This window comes from Natronomonas marina, from assembly GCF_024298905.1.
Taxonomy (GTDB): domain Archaea; phylum Halobacteriota; class Halobacteria; order Halobacteriales; family Haloarculaceae; genus Natronomonas; species Natronomonas marina.
This window is the reverse complement of sequence record NZ_CP101154.1, coordinates 3,812,650-3,829,237: the sequence shown is the minus strand read 5'-3', so window position 1 is coordinate 3,829,237 and position 16,588 is coordinate 3,812,650. Positions and strand designations below refer to the sequence as shown.

The following is a 16,588-nucleotide window of genomic DNA, read 5'->3' as shown; positions in this document are numbered from 1 at the left end:
AACGTGATAACAGTGATTGGTCGCACGGCGGTGTGGGTCGGTCGGCAGAGGCCACGCCCGAATCGAGCGGCCACGGCCGCGACGCGATTACGTCCGCGCCTCGCCGACCAGCGCCTCGAAGTTCTCGAAGATTCGTCCCGCGGTGACCGCCTCGAAGGAGTTCCCCCCGGGTTCCCAGCCGAAGTCCTCAACGAGGCGAGTTCGGTGTTCGGCGGTAATCTCCGGGTGGAACTGGACGGTCCACAGCGGTGCCGTCCGGTGGCGGGTGCCGAACACCCGGGCGTGGTCGGCCGACGCGATGACCTCCATGTTCCGCCCGGGGTCGGTCACGGCGTCGCCGTGCAGCGAGACGACGACCGGGTCCACCCCCTCGAACAGCGGGTCGTCGGCGAGCGTCGCCTCGACGAGCGTCGCCGTCGTCCCGACGTGCTCGACGGTGCCGCCGAGCGCCGAGTTCGCCACCTGATGGCCGAAACAGACCCCGAGCGTCGGAATCGCCCGGTCGACGAGTTCGCGGACGAGAGTCTCCTGCTCGGCGATCCAGGGGCGGCGTTCGGACTCGTAGACGGCGGCCGTGCTGCCGGTCAGGACGACGCCGTCCGCGTCGTCGAGGGGGACCCGTTCGCCCGCGACGAAATCCACCTCCTCGGCGTCCGGAAACTGTGCTGCCACCGCGTCGCAGTGGTACTCGCAGTCGGCGTCGACCTCGCTACGGACCACGTACAGGGTCGAGACATCCGCGTCGGCGGTGCTCACTCGGTTCCGGTTTCGGTTGCGAGAGACCTCATACTTTCGGTCCGTTCGGCAAGTCGGCGACGACGCCCGATTCAGCCGGCGGTCGGGTCGGTGCCGGCCGCGGTCGAAGTCGCGTGGGGGGCGGTCACTCCACCCGAACGGTGCGGCTGTCGGTGACCGGCGCGAGCGGCAACTCCGGGAAGGCCACCTCGACCTCGTAGGTCAGTTCCTCGGCGTCGCCGCCGAAGACGCCGACCGGGACCGTCGTCGTCCCGAGGTACCGCGTCTCCGCGGACATCTCGACGCCGTTGACCGTCACCCGGATTCCGGCCGGTTCGCCGTCGCCGGCGTTGTCGACGGTCACCTCGGCCATCGCGTTCTCGCCGCGACCGATGCTCTCGGGGACGCCGTTCCACTCGAAGGAGAGGTCGGGTAGCGCCTCGGCCCCCTCGAGGACGCGCTCGGCGAGACCCTCCGAGAGACCGGCCGAAACGAGTCCCTCGACGCCCGCCGTCCGGACGTCGCCCGGCGTGGCCAGCCCGTCGCTCGCGAGTTTGCTCGCCCGGCCGGAGCCGACGCCGTCGATGGCGGTGAGACCGACCGCGTCGGCGCTGATGCCGTGCTCGACGCGGGCCTCGATGCGCCGGACGAGGCTGGCGTCCCGCGGCGCGGCGAACCGCTCGCAGAAGGCCCGCAGCGCCGCGAGCATCCGGAGGGCGTTCTGCCGGATGACCCAGGCGTCGCTCTGCAACTCGGCGGGCGTCGTCCCCGACATCCCGGCCCGGAGGATGGCCAGTACCTTCCGGTTGCCCGGGTCGAGGTCGTCGCCCTCGCCGCCCAGCACCGCACCGAAGGCCTCCCGTTCGTCGCGGCGGGCCGAGACGCTGTCGAACTCCGCGGCCTCCGCGACGGTCCGCAGGACGGCCGCCTCGTCGATGGTCTCGCCGTCGCCTGCCTCGTCGCCGCCGGCCCGCTCGCAGAGGCCGTGAAACGCCGCCGCCGTCTCCAGGCGCAGGTAGTACTGGGAGGCGAGTCGGCCCAGCGGCGTCGGGTCGATTGCCAGTCCCGACTGCTCGACGAAGCCGTCCTCGACGAGTCGCTCCAGCGTCGCCGACACCCGCTCGCGCAGGGAGTCGCCGGCGTCGTACGCCTCCGGCGCGCTCTGTGCGCGGGCGTAGTAGAACGTCGTCTCCAGCCACTCCATGACGTCCTCGATGTCGTCGACGACGCCCAGCGCGATCTCGGCGTTGAGGTGCGTCGCCAGTTCCCCGGCCAGACGCGACTCGATGGGCTTGCCGTCCGCCAGGAGTTCGCGGTACTTCTCGGCGTCCGATCCGTCACAGACGACGTAGGCGTAGCCCGCGTCGTCGTAGCCCGGCCGGCCCGCACGGCCGAGCATCTGGAGGATGTCCAGCGGGCTCATGTCCACCTCGCCCTCGAGGGGGTCGTGCAGTTTCGTGTCCCGGATGACGACACACCGGGCGGGGAGGTTGACGCCCCACGCCAGCGTCGACGTCGAGAAGAGCAACTGTATCTTGCCCTCGCGGAACCACTCCTCGACGCGGTCCTTGTCGGCCTTCGAGAGACCGGCGTGGTGGAAGCCGACGCCGTCGATGACCGACTGCCGGAGCGTGTCGTTGCTCAGTTCCTCGGCGTCGGTGTGGAAGTCGTAGTCGCCGCGGGCGCCGACCTCGATGTCGCGCTCGGCGAGCTCGTCGCGGGCCTTCTCGGCGGCCCGGACGGTGTCCTGCCTGGAGGCGACGAACACCAGCGCCTGCCCGCCGTCGTCGACGTGCGGTTCCGCCAGGTCCAGCGCGCGGTAGAGCCGCCGGTACTTGTCGGCGAAGGCGTTGTCGCCGTGGGCGTACGTCTCGACGCCGGCGTGCAGCGGGACCGGCCGGTAGTCGTCGCCGAACTCGAAGGTGCAGTCGTCGGGCGCGTCCAGCCACTCGGCGACGTCGCCGACGTTGGACATCGTCGCCGACAGCGCGACGACGCGGGGGTCACACAGCCGCCGGAGCCGCGAGACGGTCACCTCCAGCACCGCGCCGCGGCGGTCCGAATCGAGCAGGTGAACCTCGTCGATGACACAGCAGTCCACGTCGGTCACGAACGAGTACCGCGGCGAGTCGTGCTTGCGGGTCGCCGAATCGGCCTTCTCCGGCGTCATCACGAGGATGTCGGCCCGCTCGGCCCGCCGCGGGTTGAGGTCTCGCTCGCCGGTGACGACGTACACCGAGTAGCCCAGCGCCTCGAACCGTTCCCACTCGTCTTCCTTCTCGTTGGTGAGCGCCCGCAACGGCGCCAGGAAGAGGGCGGTGCCGCCCTGCCGGAGCGTCCGGCAGATGGCCAGTTCCGCCAGCGCGGTCTTGCCGCTGGCGGTCGGCGCGCTCACGACGACGTTCTCCTCGGAGTCCAGCACCGCCGGCAGCGCCGCCCGCTGCATCCGGTTGAACGACTCGAAGGGGAACGCCTCGGCGAACTCGGGGACGAACTCCTCGACTCCGGAGGGGGTTGCCACGTCCGGAGGCGCGGTCGCCCGGAGTAAAAACGCACCCCTTCCGGCACGGCCGGGTCCCGGAGGGAACACTCATACCGGGGGGCGGCGTAGCGCCGCCGATGACATGACACGCGTCGTCGCCGTCCGCCACGGCGAGACCCACTGGAACCGCAACGGGCGGATGCAGGGGTGGGCACCGACCGACCTGAACGACACCGGGCGCGAGCAGGCCAGCGCCGCCGGCGGGTGGCTGGCCGACGCCTACGACGTCGACCGCGTCTTCGCCTCGGACCTCCGGCGGACCCGGGCGACCGCCGACCGCATCGGCGAGGCCCTCGACGACGCGCCCGTCGAGTACGACCCCGCCTGGCGCGAACGGGACATGGGCGTCTACCAGGGGCTGACCTACGAGGACGTCGAGGACCGGTTCCCGGAGTTCGGTCTCGGCCAGACCGCCTACGAGGCCGCCCTCGCCATCCCGGAGGGCGGCGAGTCCCTGCGCGACATGGCCGACCGCGTGACCGCGGCGTTCAACCGCCTCGTCGACCGCCACCCCGGGGAGACGGTGCTGGTCGTCACCCACGGCGGCCCGCTGCACGTCCTGCTGGGCTACGTCAAGGGGATGGCCCTGCAGGAGGCGCTCGGCAGCCACCACATGGCCAACTGCGGGGTCAACGAGATTCGCGCGACCGAGGAGGAGTGTCGGGTCGTCAGCGAGAACGTCACCGACTGGCGGTGAGGTCGTCGCGGGCGACCGGTCTCTGGACCGCTACCGCCGGTCCGGCGCCGGTTCGCCCAGCCACTCCTCGTAGAAGGTGTCGACGTCCGGTTCGAACCCCTGCCGGACGGGGTAGCCGGCCGGAACCGCGTCGACGTCCAGTTGCGCGAAACAGCCCGGACAGAACCACTCCCGCAACTGGAAGTCCCAGTCGGGGTGCGGCGTCTGGTACTGCGGGTAGATTTCGCGGTGCTCCTCTTCGTCCTCGCGGACGCGGACGCGGGCGTGGTGCTTCCAGTTCTCCTCCAGCGAGCAGAACTCGTGGCCGCAGTCGCACTTGACGATGCGGCCCTGCTCGGCGCCGACGGCGTAGAGATGGTCGTTGAGCGGCACGAGAATCGGGTTGTCCCAGTCGACGCGCTCCTCGAGCAGCCGCCGGGTCACCTCGAAACGCTGGTCGTCCTTCGGGTCCGGGAGGACGTCGTTCCGCAACTCCTCCCAGCCGAGTTCGCCCTCGATGAGCTTTGCGACCTGCCGTTCGTCGGTCTCGCTCGCCATCAGAACCCACTCCCGTCGAGGTCCCAGAATTCGTGGAACTCGGTCTCGAACGCCTCCGAGATGTCGAAGGCGTCGACGTACATCTCGGCGACCTGGTGGGCGACGTCGCCGTCCTTCACGCGCTCGCGTTCGTCCTCGTAGAACTCCTCGAAGGTGCGGCTCTCCTCGCGGCGGCGCTCGCGTATCTCCTCGCGGGCCTCGTCGGTGGCCGCCTCGTCGAGTTCGAACTCGCGGTTCTTCTCGTCGAACTCGCCGACGACGCCGTACACCGACTCGACGGTGCCGGGCGAGTAGATCTCCTCCTCGACGTCGGCGACCACCTTCGCCAGCGGGCGCTCCAGTGGGTCGCCCCAGCCGGGACCGCCGCCCATCTGGAAGTGCATGAGGTCGTGGTTGTCGTACTCCTTGGGGAAGTAGTTGCCACGGTGGGTCCGGGTGACGTCGCCCTCGATGTGCTCCTCGAAACTGCCGGGCGGCGTGTCGCCGGTCGGGTACGGTTCGCCCTCGCGGGCCCGGTCGGCCAGGTCGGTGTCGTGGGCGCGAACCGCGTACTTCGTCGAGCCGGGATAACCGCCGGACATACCGGCCTTCGAGAAGGTGACGTCCGGCTGGGCCGCCTTGTACAGCGTGCAGTCCTCGGCGCCCATCACGGTGAGGACGCCCTCCCAGCCGGAGCCGCCGCGATACTTCCCGTGGCCGGCCGAGTCGGTCTTTATCTGCCGGGAGAGGTACTGGGTGCCCCACTGAGTGAGCTCCCACTCCTCGATGTCGCCCATGTCCGATTCGGGGTTCCACATCGCGTAGCCGTAGTCGAGGCCGTCCCGGACCGCCGAGGCACCGAGGCCCTGACAGGAGAGGTCGAACGGCGAGACGGGGAAGTAGTCGCCGACCTCGTCGGGTATCATCTGGGCCATCGACTCCATCAGCGTCCCGCCGCCCTGCACCGAATCCGACGTTTCGGAGTAGCCGGTGACCACCTCCTCGCGGAAGCCGCGGGCGAAGAAGGCCTGCGAGACGTTCTCCCAGACCGACTGGAACGCCGGCATGATGGTCCCCCATGGCGCGTGGAAGGACAACTGCGGGTCGTCGGGGTTCGTGAGACTGCCCTCCGGGAAGTGGGTGTCGAGCGCGTAGTGGGAGCCGTCGTTGACCTTCCCGTCGTGGAGCAGACACTGCGTCAGCGACACCCACAGCCCGCCGGTCATCGACCCCTCGGCGGCGTTGAACGAGTGGTCGCCCTGCGAGGAGGTCCCCTCCATGTCCAGGCTCATCGTCCCGTCGGCGTTGATGTCCATCTCCACCGGGAGGTGGTGCATCGTGTCCGTCTGCTGTTCGGGCTTCCACCCCTCCTCCTCCAGCGGCAGCGCGGCGAAGGACGTGCTCCGGTAGGTGCCGGGGAAGAGCCGCTCCTGGACGCGCGATTCCATCGTCCGGCGGCCCTCCTCGACGGCCTCGCGGGTGAACTGTTTGAACATCTCGGCGCCGACGTCGTCGATGATCTCGTGGACCGCCTCCCGGATCATGTGACAGCCGGCGAGCCGGCACTTCTCGTCTAAGTCCCAGTACATCGGCGTCCGCGTCGACCGCTCGCCGCGGACCTTCCAGTCCTGGTACAGTTCGTCGTTCTCGCCGATCTTCTCGCAGGTGGCGTAGATGCCGTCCTCGAACCGGGAGGTGTGGACGATGCTCGTGTGGCCCTGCGAGGCGCCGCCGATGTCGGCCTCGTGGGTGACGCCGTCGGCCCACGCCACCAGTTCGCCGTCGTGGAAGATGGGGACGATGGTGTGGACGTCCGTCGTGTGGACGTTGCCGAGGTCGTTGTCGTTGTTGCAGAACACGTCGCCCGGTTCGATGCCGCGGTCGTGCTCGTAGTCCTGCTCTATCATCCACTTGATGGCCAGCGAGCCGGTGTGGACGTGGACGATGATGCCGGTCGAGACGGCGATGGAGTCGCCCTCCGGCGTGTAGATCTGGAAGCACAGTTCGCCGATCTCCCGGACGATCGGCGACGCCGAGACGTGCAGTGCGGTCTCGCGGGCCGACACTAAGGCGCCGCGGAGCCGCGAGTAGAGCCGCTCGTACTCGAAGCGGTCCTCCTCCTTCAACTCGAGCGATTCGAGCCCGCGGTAGTGGCCCGTCTCCTCGGTGAGTCGTTCGGTGTCTTCGAGCATCGACTGGAGCGTCTGGCCGTTCCAGCCGATTTCGCCGCCGTTCGTCAGCTTCTCCGTGACGGCGAGTTTCTCCTCGCCGACCTTCGTGTTCTCGATGCTCATGCTTTCTCCTGGAGGTGGTAGATGCGGTTCTCGTCGAGCGGTGCCTCGTAGCCGGGCGGGACGAGGATGGTCGTCGCCGGCGCCTCCACGACGGCGGGACCGTCGATGCGGTTGCCCGGCAGAATCGACCGCATCTCCCAGAGGTCCGCCTCGTGCCAGTCGTCGTCCCAGTAGATGTCGCGGGTGCCCTTGTGGGCCTCGTCGGGCGGCGTCTCGCCCTGCAGTTCCTCCTCGGGGATGGTCGGCTTCGGCGAGGGCGCGACGCCGACGCCGATGGCCATCGTCAACTGGTAGCCGTTCTCCGGGGACTTGGCGGCGCGCTGGAACACCTGGTCGAACTTCTCCTCGTAGCGGTCGATGATGGTCTCGACGTCCTCGGCGTCGATGCCCTCCTCGTCGTCCCACACCTCGCCGATGTCGACCTCGAGGTCGTCCAGCATGCCGAGGTACTGGATGCGGAGCGACGGCCGGAACTCGACGGTCCCGGGGTCGACGCCGTCGCGGTCGAAGGCCGCTTCCGCCCGCTCCCGGAGCGTCTCGAGGGTGTCGTTCAGCGAGTGGGCGACCATCCCGGCGTTCGAGAAGTCCGGCTGGAGTATCTCGTCGACCGACTGGTCGTACCGGTAGGCCGAATCGGCACACGCACAGCCGAACGCCGAGAACGCGGCGGCCCACTGCGGGATGAGGACGTCCTGGAAGTCCAGGCCGCGGCTGTAGCCGGCGGCGTGCAGCGGGCCGCCGCCGCCGTAGCTCATCAGCGTGTAGTTCTCCGGCGAGTAGCCCAGGCCGAGGATGAGCCCCCGGAGTTCGTTGGACATGTCCCGCTCGACGATGTCCAGCACGCCGCGGGCGGTCTCGTGGACGTCCTCGCCGAGCGGTTCGGCGACCTGCTCGCGGATGCCCTCGACGGCGACGTCGCGGTCGACGGGGATGTCGCCGCCGAGGAACGAGTCGGGGTTGAGGTAGCCGAGCGCCAGCGTGCAGTCGGTGACGGTGACGGTGTCGACGTCGGCGTCCCGGTTCGAGTAGCCGACCTCGTAGCCCGCCGAGTCCGGCCCGACCTCGATACGCTCGGAGGTGCGGTCGACGCGGACGTACGACCCCGTCCCCGAGCCGATGGTGTCCATCGCGGTCATCGGGATGGAGACCATGAACTGCGCGAGGCTCTGGTCCCACCGGGTCGGGTAGTGGCCCTCGGTGATGAGCCCGACGTCGAAGGAGGTGCCGCCGACGTCCGAGCAGACGAGGTTGTCGATGCCGAGTTCGTCGGCGACGTACTCGCCGCCGAAGATGCCGCCGATGGGACCGGACAGCATCGTGTCGGCCAGCCAGTCGTGCTCGGGGGCGACGGTGCCGCCCGAGGAGGTGAGCACGCGGACGGGCGCCTCCGAGCCGAGGTCGCTGAAGCCCTCGTCGACGCGGTAGAGCTGGTCGCGGGACGGCTCCGCGGCGTAGGCCTCGATGACCAGCGTGTTCATCCGCGGCACCTCCCCGCGGATGGGCTTCTGTTCGGAGGAGAGCCACACCGGGACCTCCTCGCCGCGCTCGGCCATCACCTCCTCGGCGATTTCCCGTACCTTCTGCTCGTGGTTGTCATTGAGATACGAGTACACGAGACAGACGCAGATGACCCGGACGCCGCGGTCCAGCAGGTCGTGGACCGCCTCGTAGGCCTCCTCCTCGTAGAGCGGCAGCGTCGGCAGGCCGGCCATGTTCATCCGGCCGCGGACGCCGCGGATGTTCTCGCGGGGGACCAGTGGCTCGGGGTGTTCGTGCTCGCGGGCGTGCAGACGGCCGGCGTAGGAGCGGTCGGCCCACGACTGGATGCCACGGCCGAACCGCAACTGGTCCTCCATGCCGCCGTTGGTGATGACGCCGATGTCGCCGGTGCCCTCCCGCTCCAGCAGGCGGTTCAACATCGCGGTCCCGGAGTAGACGATGCCCTCCAGGTCGCCGGCGCCGACGCCGGGGGCGACCCCCCAGTTCTCGAGGGCGTCGCCGAAGGAGTTCGTCGTACAGACGGACTCGTCGTCCGGCGTCGTCTGTGCCTTCCCGACCGTGTAGTTCGCCTCGTCGTCGACGACGAAGGTGTCCGTCATCGTGCCGCCCGTGTCCATCGCCAGCAGGCGCGGCCGGTTGCGGCCGTCGTCGGCGCTCACGACGACCACCCGTGGTGTGTGTTACTGTGGCTCACGACAGACGGTACTCGTCACGATTAATCATCTAGTTGGGGCCTCGCACCGGAGGGGGGTTGAAGTACCGACAGCCGTTAGTACCGACATTGGGAAGGATACACGATGGACACGGACCCGGAGGTCGTCGTCGCGGTTGGGAACCCCGACCACGTCGAGCAACTGGTCCGGACCGCCGGCGACCTCGCGCGGGTCCGAAACGGCGGGATACGGCTGGTGAGCGTCGTCGTCAAGAGCCAGGACTCGCCGTTCGAGGTGTTCTCCGACGAGACGATTCGCCGGGAGTACTCGGGCGACCGGCAGGCACTGCTGGACCGCGCGACCGCGGCCGCACCGGCCGACGTCCCGGTCGAGGCGGACCTCGTCGTCGCGCGGTCGGTGGCTTCGGGCGTGCTGGACGCGGCGGCCGACCCCGCCGTCGAGGCGCTGCTGGTCGGCTGGCACGGGCCGCCGCGCCGCTCGGAACTCGTCCTCGGGACGAGCGTCGACAGACTGCTCCGGCGGGCCCCCTGTGACGTCTACGTCGAGCGCATCGGCCGCGTCGCCGACGGCGTCGACGGCGTCCTCCTGCCGGTCGCCGGCGGCCCGCACGTCCGGCCGGCGGCGACCGCCGCCGCGGCCATCGCCGCCGCCAACGAGGCGACGGTGAGCGTCGTCACCGTGGTTCCGCCGGGAACCGACGACGAGGCGGCCACCGGGAGGCTCACCGCCGCGGTGGAGGCGCTCTCGGCGGCGCCCGGACCCGACATCCCCGTCGAGACGGTCGTCCGGGCGTCCGACGACGTCGAATCGGCCCTCCTCGAGACCGCCGCCGAGCACGACGTCGTCGTCTTCGGTGCCACGAGACGGAGCGGTCTCCGGGACCGCCTCGTCGGGTCGGTCCCGCGCCGGGTCGCCGACCGCACCGACCGGACGGTCGTTCTGGCCCGCGCAGCCGACGCCGCCGGCCCCCTCGCATCGCTGTTCGGCCGCCTCGGGTCCCGCCGCCGAGGCGCATGACAGCGACGTTCTGGGTGCTCGTCGGGGCCGCGGCACTGGCCGGCCTGTTCATGGCGTGGGCGCTCGGCGCCAACAGCAACTCCCCGCCCTTCGCGCCCGCGGTGGGCGCCAACGCGGTGCCGACGATGCGGGCGGCCTTCCTCATCGGCGTCTTCGCCGCCCTCGGCGCGCTCACGCAGGGCGGGAGCATCTCCGAGACGGTCGGCACGAGCCTCATCGACGGCGTCGGTATCACGCCGCTGGCGGCGACCGCCGGCCTCCTCACCGCCGCGACGTTCATGGCGCTCGGCGTCTACACCGGCTACCCCATCCCCGCCGCGTTCGCCACGACGGGCGCCATCGTCGGCGTGGGACTCTCGCTCGGCGGCGCGCCCGCCTGGGAGACCTACCGCCGCCTCGGGACCTTCTGGCTCGCGGTGCCGTTCATGTCCGCCAGCGTCGCCTACGTCACCGCGACGCTGTTGCGCCGCGAGGACGTCCCCGAGGCCGTCGGCGTCCCCCTCCTGGCGGCGGTCGTCGCCGCCATCGTCGCCAACGTCCGCCTCGGCGTCATCCCTGCCCCCGACGCCGACCAGGGCACCATCGCCGGCGCCGCGGGACTGCCGTTCGGGAGTCCGGCCGTCGCCGGTATCGACGTCGTCGCCGCGGCCACGACCGTCGCCTTCGCCGTCGCGGCGTTCGGCGCCCTCCGCCGCCGGATGCTCGACGACGTCGACGCCGGTATCAGGGGGTTCCTCCTGATTCTCGGTAGCGTCGTCGCCTTCTCCAGCGGCGGCAGCCAGGTCGGCCTGGCGACCGGGCCGCTGGAGAACCTCGCCAGCACGGAGCTCGGTCTCCCGGCCATCGCGCTGCTGGCGTTCGGCGCCAGCGGCATCCTCGCCGGGGCGTGGATGGGCGCCCCGCGGCTCCTGCAGGCGACCTCCCGGGAGTACGCCCAGCTGGGCGTCCGCCGCTCCATCGCCGCCCTGGTGCCCGGCTTCCTCATCGCCCAGTTGGCCATCGCGCTGGGCATCCCCGTCTCGTTCAACAACATCATCATCTCGGGCGTCATCGGCGGCGGCCTCGCCGGCGGGTCGGCCGGCGTCTCCCGCGAGAAAATCGTCCGGACGGTCGTCTTCTGGTTCGTCACGCTCGGGTCGTCGGTCGCCGTCGGGTTCGGCCTCTACCGGCTGCTGACGTCGGTGCTCGGCGTCCGGTGAGCGGGGGCGACCGCCGGCCGACGGCGACCGGACCGGGAGCGACTACCGGACCACGGTGACCGGGACGGGCGACTCCCCGACGACGGCCGTGGCGACGGTGCCGAGCAGTCGCCGGGCGAGGGCGTTCTTCGACTCGCTGTGACTCCCCATCACGACGTGGTCGACACCGTGGGCCTCGGCGTACTCGACGATCGTCTCGGCGGGGTCGCCCGTCTCGACGGCCGTCTCGACCTCTCGGCCGGCGTCCTCGGCCTGCCGGCGGGCGCGCTCCAGCACCGTCTCGGCGCGCTCCTCGGCGGCCTCGCGGCGGTCCTCGCCCACCTCGAGGACGCCGCCCTCGCTCAGCGGGCCGTCCAGCGGCGTGACGACGTTCAGCACCGTCACCCGGCAGTCGTACACCGTCAGAGCGTGCTCCAGGGCCGCCTCCGCCAGCGGCGAACCGTCCAGCGGCACCAGTACGTGCTCGGGTGGGCCGTCCATGCCGGCGCTTCGTCGGCCACGAGCAAGTACCCTCGGTCGCGTCGGCCTGGACTGTCGAGAGCAGAGCGTGAGTCGGAGTTCGTGACACCGACAGCCCGCGTCGTTCTCGACGACCGCTATCCCACTGCCAAGCCGACCCGACGCCGCTCCGCCTACGTCGGGTACTCGGCGTCGAACACGTCCGACTCCTCGGGCGTCGTCGCCTCGCTCTCGGGTGAAACGCTGCCGGTCTCGTAGCCCGCGAGGTCCAGCGTTACGTGATCGAAGCCGGCGTCAGTGAGGTGCTCGCGGGCCGCCGCCGCGAAGTCGGAGTCGAGCGCCGCCTCCAGTTCGTCGGCGCCGACTTCGATGCGGGCGAGGCCGTCGTGGTCGCGGACGCGGAACTGCTCGAAACCCCAGGTCCGCAGCAGCGTCTCGGCCTTCTCGACGCGGCCGAGGCGTTCCTCGGTGACCTCCAGGCCGGTCGGGATGCGCGAGGAGAGACACGCCATCGAGGGCTTGTCGGCCACCGAGAGGTCGTACTCGCGGGCGATGTCGCGGACCTCCTCCTTCGTGATGCCGTGTTCGAGCAGCGGCGAGTAGGCGTCCAGTTCCTCGACGGCGCGGAGGCCGGGCCGGTGGCCCTCGCCGGGGTCGGAGGCGTTGGTGCCGTCACAGACCACGTCGATGCCCAACTCGCGTGCGGTGTCGAACATCTTCCCCAGTCGCATCGACCGGCAGTGGTAACAGCGGTCGCCGTCGTTCTCGACGAACGCCTCGCTGTCCAGTTCCGAGAAGGAGACCACCTCGTGTCGAACGCCGATCTCCTCGGCGACGCGGGTGGCGTCGTCGAGTTCCGCGTCGGGCAGCGTCTCGCTCTTTGCGGTGCAGGCGACGGCGTCCTCGCCCAGGGCGTCCTCGGCGAGGGCAGCGACGACGGCGGAGTCGACGCCGCCGGAGAAGGCGACGAGGACGCCGTCGAAGCCCCGCAGGTCCTCGACGGCGGCCTCGCGCTTCGCGCGCGTGTCCATACCCGGTCGGTCGGGACGCGCGTAGAAAAGCCCGGCGTCACGCCGCGGCGGGACGGGTCACAGGCCGACCGGCCCGACGACCGGGTCGTCGTCGAGGAGCGACTCGGACTTGGGGTGCTCGCGGGTCACGGTGATGGGGCACTCCTCGGGCGCCTGGGCCTCGTCCGAGGAGAACATGTACTGGGGCCACTCCCGGTCGCCCTCGACGCCCCAGTCGCCGAGGTCGGCGTGCGGGCAGACGCCGTCGTACTCCTCGAGGCGGCCCTGGATGACATCGCGGGCCTGCTGGCCGCGCTCGGTGTCGGCGGTGACGCCGAGGTTCTCGAAGAGCGCCCGCGGCTGGAACGTTATCTCGAGGCCGATTGGACAGTACCGGCTCATCCGCTCGTCGTAGAACGGGGCCCGGCAGGTGGGGAACATCGGCTCGCCGGCGAAGCAGAACTCCCAGCGGGGGTCGTCCGGGTCCGTCGGAATGTCATCGGGCCACGGCTCGGGGTCGTGGACGTGGAGGAACTGGAGGACGTGCCACAGCGCCTCGTGGTACTCGGCCTCCGAGAGCGGTTCGGCGGGCGGCCGGAAGAACGTCACCAGCGACGCGCGGTCGCTGTGGTCCTGCCAGGTGTCGAGGTACTCGACGAGCGTCCGGCCCAGGTCCAGCAGGGCGTCCTTGTCGGTCATCGAGGGCACGGCGGTGTAGAGCGGTTCGCCGTCCCGGACCGACTCGGCGCCGAAGAAGCAGGGGAAGGGCGTGCCGTTGCGCTCGCCGGTCAGCCCCTCGCTGAAGGTGCGCCAGTGGTCCTCGACCCACCCGGGGGCCTCGCCGGCCTCGACCCGCGCCTCGACGGTCGCCTGGTCGACGAGCGTTCCGACGATGGGCTCCGTCATCACCCGTACGGAGGCGCCCGATTCGCTTTTACCCTTCGGTCCCGGGCGACCGGTGGACGTTAGTCCTCGGTTCCGGGGTCGTCGGTGGACGTTCGTCGAACCGGGTCGCCCACGGCGATTCGGCCGCCCTCGACGATTCGACACCGGAGGCCGCCGCGGCCGGCCAGCGCCGCCCAGAGGCCCCGCTCGTCGACGTGTCGCTCCAGATACGCGCAGGGCTCGCAGGGGCCGGTCCCGACGCAGACGGCGCTGCCGACGCGGAACCGCTCGCCGACGAGGGCATCGAGGGCGATCCCCTCGCAGGTGACGTTTCGGCGGTGGGCGCCCGCCGGGAGGTCGATGCCGTGGTCGCGCTCGACGGCGGCCAGCGCCTCACGCTCGACGAGCGTGAGGTCGCTGCCCTCGCGCTCGTCGAAGGTGCCCCCCTCCCGGAAGTAGCGGTCGCCGCGGAGGCCGCGCCCGGCGACGGCCTCGACCGATTCGACGGCCTCGGGTGGGTCGCCCTGCCCGGGCGCGAGGTGGATGCGGCTGACGGTGCCGGTCATACGCCGAACAGGTGCCGGTCGACCTTAGAGGCGACGCTACGCCCCGAAGACGTCCCGGAGGTGGTCGTTGAGGAAGAGCCCGTCGGGGTCCATCTCGGCCCGCGTCTCGCGGAAGGCCTCGAACTCGGGGTACAATTCGGCGAACTCGGCGGCCGTCTTGGTGTGGTGTTTCCCCCAGTGGGGCCGGCCGTCGTGGCGGTCGAAGACGGCCTCCGCGTCCCGGATCAGCGGTTCCCACTCGCGGCGGTGGTAGGCGTGGACCGCCAGGAACGTCGAGTCGCGGCCCGTGGCGGGCGACAGCGGCAGGTCGTCCCCGGCCACGTCGCGGAACTCGACGGGGAACATGACGTCGTGGGACTCGACGACCGACCGGAGGTCCCGGAAGGCCTCGACGGCCGACTCGCGCGGGACGCCGTGTTCGGTCTCGTTGAACCGGACCGACCGCGTCGTCGGGAAGACGTCGCGTGCGGGACCGCTCCGCTCGGACGCCGAGAACGTGGCCGTCACGAAGCGATTGAGCGCGGGCGAGGCGGGCCGGACCCGGTCGCCGGCGCGGCACAGTCCCTCCCAGGCGAGGTTCTCCAGGCGCTCCTCGACGGCCTCGAGGCGACCCGGCGACCCCTCCGGCGCCGTCTCCTCGTGGGTCTTGACCAGCGCCGTGTCGGTGTGCGGGAACCACCAGAACTCGAAGTTGCGGAACTCGCGGTACTCGTCGAGGCTGGCGAGCACGTCCTCGACGTCGGCGGGCAACTTCCGCTCGTGGAGACCGTAGTCGTCGACGACGTCGAGCGTGACGGTGCTGAGGACGCCGAGCGTCCCGAGCGACACCTGCGCGAACGGGAAGCGCTCGTCGCCCGGTCCCAGCTCGACGATGTCGCCGTCGGCGGTTATCAGCCGAAGCCCGGCTGCCTGGGTCGACATCACGCCGAACTCGGTACCGGTGCCGTGGGTGCCCGTCGAGAGCGCGCCGGCTATCGACTGGGCGTCGATGTCGCCCATGTTCTCGAGCATGAGGCCGTGATCGGCCAGCGCGTCGGTCAGCGCCGACAGCGGCGTACCGGCCCGGACGGTCACGCGTCGGGCGCCGGGGTCGACGTCGACGAGGCCGGTGTACCGCTCCAGGGAGACGAACGTCCCGTCGGACTTCGAGACGGGCGGGAAGGAGTGGCCCGCGCCGGCCACCCGGAGCGTGCCGTCGGCCTGCGCGACGACCTCGCGGAGTTCGTCCTCGGTCTCGGGGTAGTGGACGTGGGTCGGCCGCGCCCGGGTGCTCCCCGACCAGTTCTCCCAGACGCCGTCGGTCAGATGTAGCACTTGCCCTCACCCCGGTAGGTCGCGTGCGTGTCGACGACCGTGTCGCCGTCGACGACGGCCAGTTCCTCGAAGAACCGGCACAGTTCGCCGGCCTTGCCGTGCCGCATCACCACGGGGTCGCCGACGCCGAGGTCGACCGACCCCGAGTAGCGGACCGGCGTCTGGACCTCGCCGGCGCCCTCGTTGTCCAGCAGACTGGCGCCGTCGGGCAGCCACGGGACGGGCGCCTTGTCCTCGCCGACCGGACCGGAGGCGATGTAGCCGCCGCCCCGGCAGGTGTAGACGTCGTCGTCGGGGCGCCGCGTCACCTCGACCGCGTAGCCCGCCGCGGGTTCGTACGCGAGGTGGTCGTACCAGTCGAACTGCCGGGGGGCGTAGAACGCGGAGCCGGCGGTCACCTCGGTCACCCAGGGGTCCTCGCGGGTGAACTCGACGCTGCCGGTGCCGCCCCCGTTGACGAACTCGAGGCCGTACTCGTCGTCGAGCGCCTCCGCGACCGACTGGCGGCGCTGCCGGACGGTCGGCTTCGAGCGGGACTTGAGCCGGCGGATTGCGGCGTTCTCGACGGCGCTGTTGGCCGGGTTGCGGTCCGGTAGCCCCGCCAGCTGTGCCTCGTAGCCCATCAGCCCCGAGAGGTGGACGCCGTCGGTCTCGGCGACCGTCTCGGCGACCGACAGCGCCTCCTCGGCCGTTCGAATCGGCGAGCGCTGGACGCCGAAGTAGATCCCCAGGTGCTCGGTCGACAGGTCCAGGTCGATACACAGCGGGACATCGGCCTCGGCCTCGGTCGCGGCCGCGCCCGCTCGCCGGACGTGCTCTTCGGAGTCGACCATGAGGACGATTCGGTGGCCGTCGGCGACGGCCCCCGCGACCCGTTCGAGTTCGGCCGCGCCAACCAGGGGGTAGGCCACGAGGAGGTCCTCGAAGCCCGCCTCCGCGAGGTCGACCGCCTCGTGGCCGGTGTAGCACATCAGCCCCTCGAAGCCCGGTTCCGCGAGGATGCGCTCGAGGACGCCCCGACACCGGACCGACTTGGAGGCCACCCGGACCGGGACCCCGTCGGCGCGGTCGGCGGTCCGCTCGACGTTGGTCTCGAAGGCCTCCCGGTCGAGGAACGCGGCCGGCAGCGGCCGGTCCTCGAGGGCCGTCCGATAGGCGCCGTACTCGTTCATAGCGCGAC

The 16,588-nt window shown here is 70.9% G+C and carries 14 protein-coding genes; 3 read left to right on the top strand and 11 right to left on the bottom strand.

The genetic code is table 11. The annotated features are described in order from the left end of the window. Nucleotides 1-87: 87 nt before the first annotated feature. Both NLF94_RS19965 and NLF94_RS19960 read right to left on the bottom strand, forming a co-directional pair. On the bottom strand, nt 88-756 hold the full coding sequence (locus NLF94_RS19965) for a type 1 glutamine amidotransferase (RefSeq protein WP_254839397.1): 669 nt from the start codon (nt 754-756) through the stop codon (nt 88-90). A 124-nt stretch (nt 757-880) separates the two neighbouring features. Further along, the gene (locus tag NLF94_RS19960; RefSeq protein ID WP_254839396.1) at nt 881-3,256 is read right to left on the bottom strand and encodes a DEAD/DEAH box helicase; all 2,376 of its coding nucleotides are present in this window, start codon (nt 3,254-3,256) and stop codon (nt 881-883) included. 103 nt (nt 3,257-3,359) lie between these two features. Between NLF94_RS19960 and NLF94_RS19955 the strand changes: the two genes are divergently transcribed. Then, nucleotides 3,360-3,974 carry a histidine phosphatase family protein gene (locus NLF94_RS19955; RefSeq protein ID WP_254839395.1) on the top strand — a complete coding sequence of 205 codons (615 nt, stop codon included), beginning with the start codon at nt 3,360-3,362 and terminating at the stop codon, nt 3,972-3,974. A gap of 30 nt (nt 3,975-4,004) precedes the next feature. Here NLF94_RS19955 and NLF94_RS19950 read toward each other — a convergent pair whose 3' ends face one another. Genes NLF94_RS19950 through NLF94_RS19940 form a run of 3 tightly spaced genes read right to left on the bottom strand, consistent with a single transcriptional unit; the run spans nt 4,005 to nt 8,943 of the window. Beyond that, nucleotides 4,005-4,511: an acetone carboxylase subunit gamma gene (locus NLF94_RS19950; protein ID WP_254839394.1), complete on the bottom strand. Its 507-nt coding sequence runs from the start codon at nt 4,509-4,511 to the stop codon at nt 4,005-4,007. Beyond that, nucleotides 4,511-6,784 (bottom strand): hydantoinase B/oxoprolinase family protein, encoded by a 2,274-nt coding sequence (locus NLF94_RS19945; RefSeq protein WP_254839393.1) that lies wholly within the window; start codon nt 6,782-6,784, stop codon nt 4,511-4,513. The genes NLF94_RS19950 and NLF94_RS19945 overlap by 1 nt, the downstream gene beginning before the upstream one ends. After that, nucleotides 6,781-8,943, bottom strand: coding sequence for a hydantoinase/oxoprolinase family protein (locus NLF94_RS19940; RefSeq protein ID WP_254839392.1), 2,163 nt, complete (start codon nt 8,941-8,943; stop codon nt 6,781-6,783). The genes NLF94_RS19945 and NLF94_RS19940 overlap by 4 nt, the downstream gene beginning before the upstream one ends. A 138-nt stretch (nt 8,944-9,081) precedes the next feature. Between NLF94_RS19940 and NLF94_RS19935 the strand changes: the two genes are divergently transcribed. Next, nucleotides 9,082-9,975 (top strand): universal stress protein, encoded by an 894-nt coding sequence (locus NLF94_RS19935; protein WP_254839391.1) that lies wholly within the window; start codon nt 9,082-9,084, stop codon nt 9,973-9,975. Then, complete coding sequence (locus tag NLF94_RS19930) at nt 9,972-11,174, top strand: inorganic phosphate transporter (RefSeq protein ID WP_254839390.1); 1,203 nt, start codon at nt 9,972-9,974, stop codon at nt 11,172-11,174. The genes NLF94_RS19935 and NLF94_RS19930 overlap by 4 nt, the downstream gene beginning before the upstream one ends. 42 nt (nt 11,175-11,216) lie before the next feature. Here the strand turns inward: NLF94_RS19930 and NLF94_RS19925 are convergent, their stop codons facing one another. The 6 genes from NLF94_RS19925 to NLF94_RS19900 form a co-directional block, all read right to left on the bottom strand. Continuing rightward, a complete protein-coding gene (locus tag NLF94_RS19925; RefSeq protein WP_254839389.1) occupies nt 11,217-11,654 on the bottom strand; it encodes a universal stress protein in 438 nt (145 codons plus the stop codon). A gap of 152 nt (nt 11,655-11,806) precedes the next feature. Next, entirely contained in the window at nt 11,807-12,664 is an 858-nt protein-coding gene (gene larE, locus NLF94_RS19920; RefSeq protein ID WP_254839388.1) for an ATP-dependent sacrificial sulfur transferase LarE, read from the bottom strand. A 57-nt stretch (nt 12,665-12,721) separates the two neighbouring features. Then, nucleotides 12,722-13,549, bottom strand: a complete 828-nt coding sequence (locus tag NLF94_RS19915; protein WP_254839387.1) for a YqcI/YcgG family protein — start codon at nt 13,547-13,549, stop codon at nt 12,722-12,724. Nucleotides 13,550-13,608: 59 nt separating this feature from the next. Further along, the gene (locus NLF94_RS19910) at nt 13,609-14,094 is read right to left on the bottom strand and encodes an MOSC domain-containing protein (protein WP_254839386.1); all 486 of its coding nucleotides are present in this window, start codon (nt 14,092-14,094) and stop codon (nt 13,609-13,611) included. A 36-nt stretch (nt 14,095-14,130) separates the two neighbouring features. Next, nucleotides 14,131-15,408: a D-arabinono-1,4-lactone oxidase gene (locus tag NLF94_RS19905; protein WP_254839385.1), complete on the bottom strand. Its 1,278-nt coding sequence runs from the start codon at nt 15,406-15,408 to the stop codon at nt 14,131-14,133. Further along, nucleotides 15,396-16,580: an alanine racemase gene (locus NLF94_RS19900; RefSeq protein WP_254839384.1), complete on the bottom strand. Its 1,185-nt coding sequence runs from the start codon at nt 16,578-16,580 to the stop codon at nt 15,396-15,398. Before NLF94_RS19900 ends, NLF94_RS19905 begins: the two co-directional genes overlap by 13 nt. Nucleotides 16,581-16,588 lie beyond the last annotated feature (8 nt).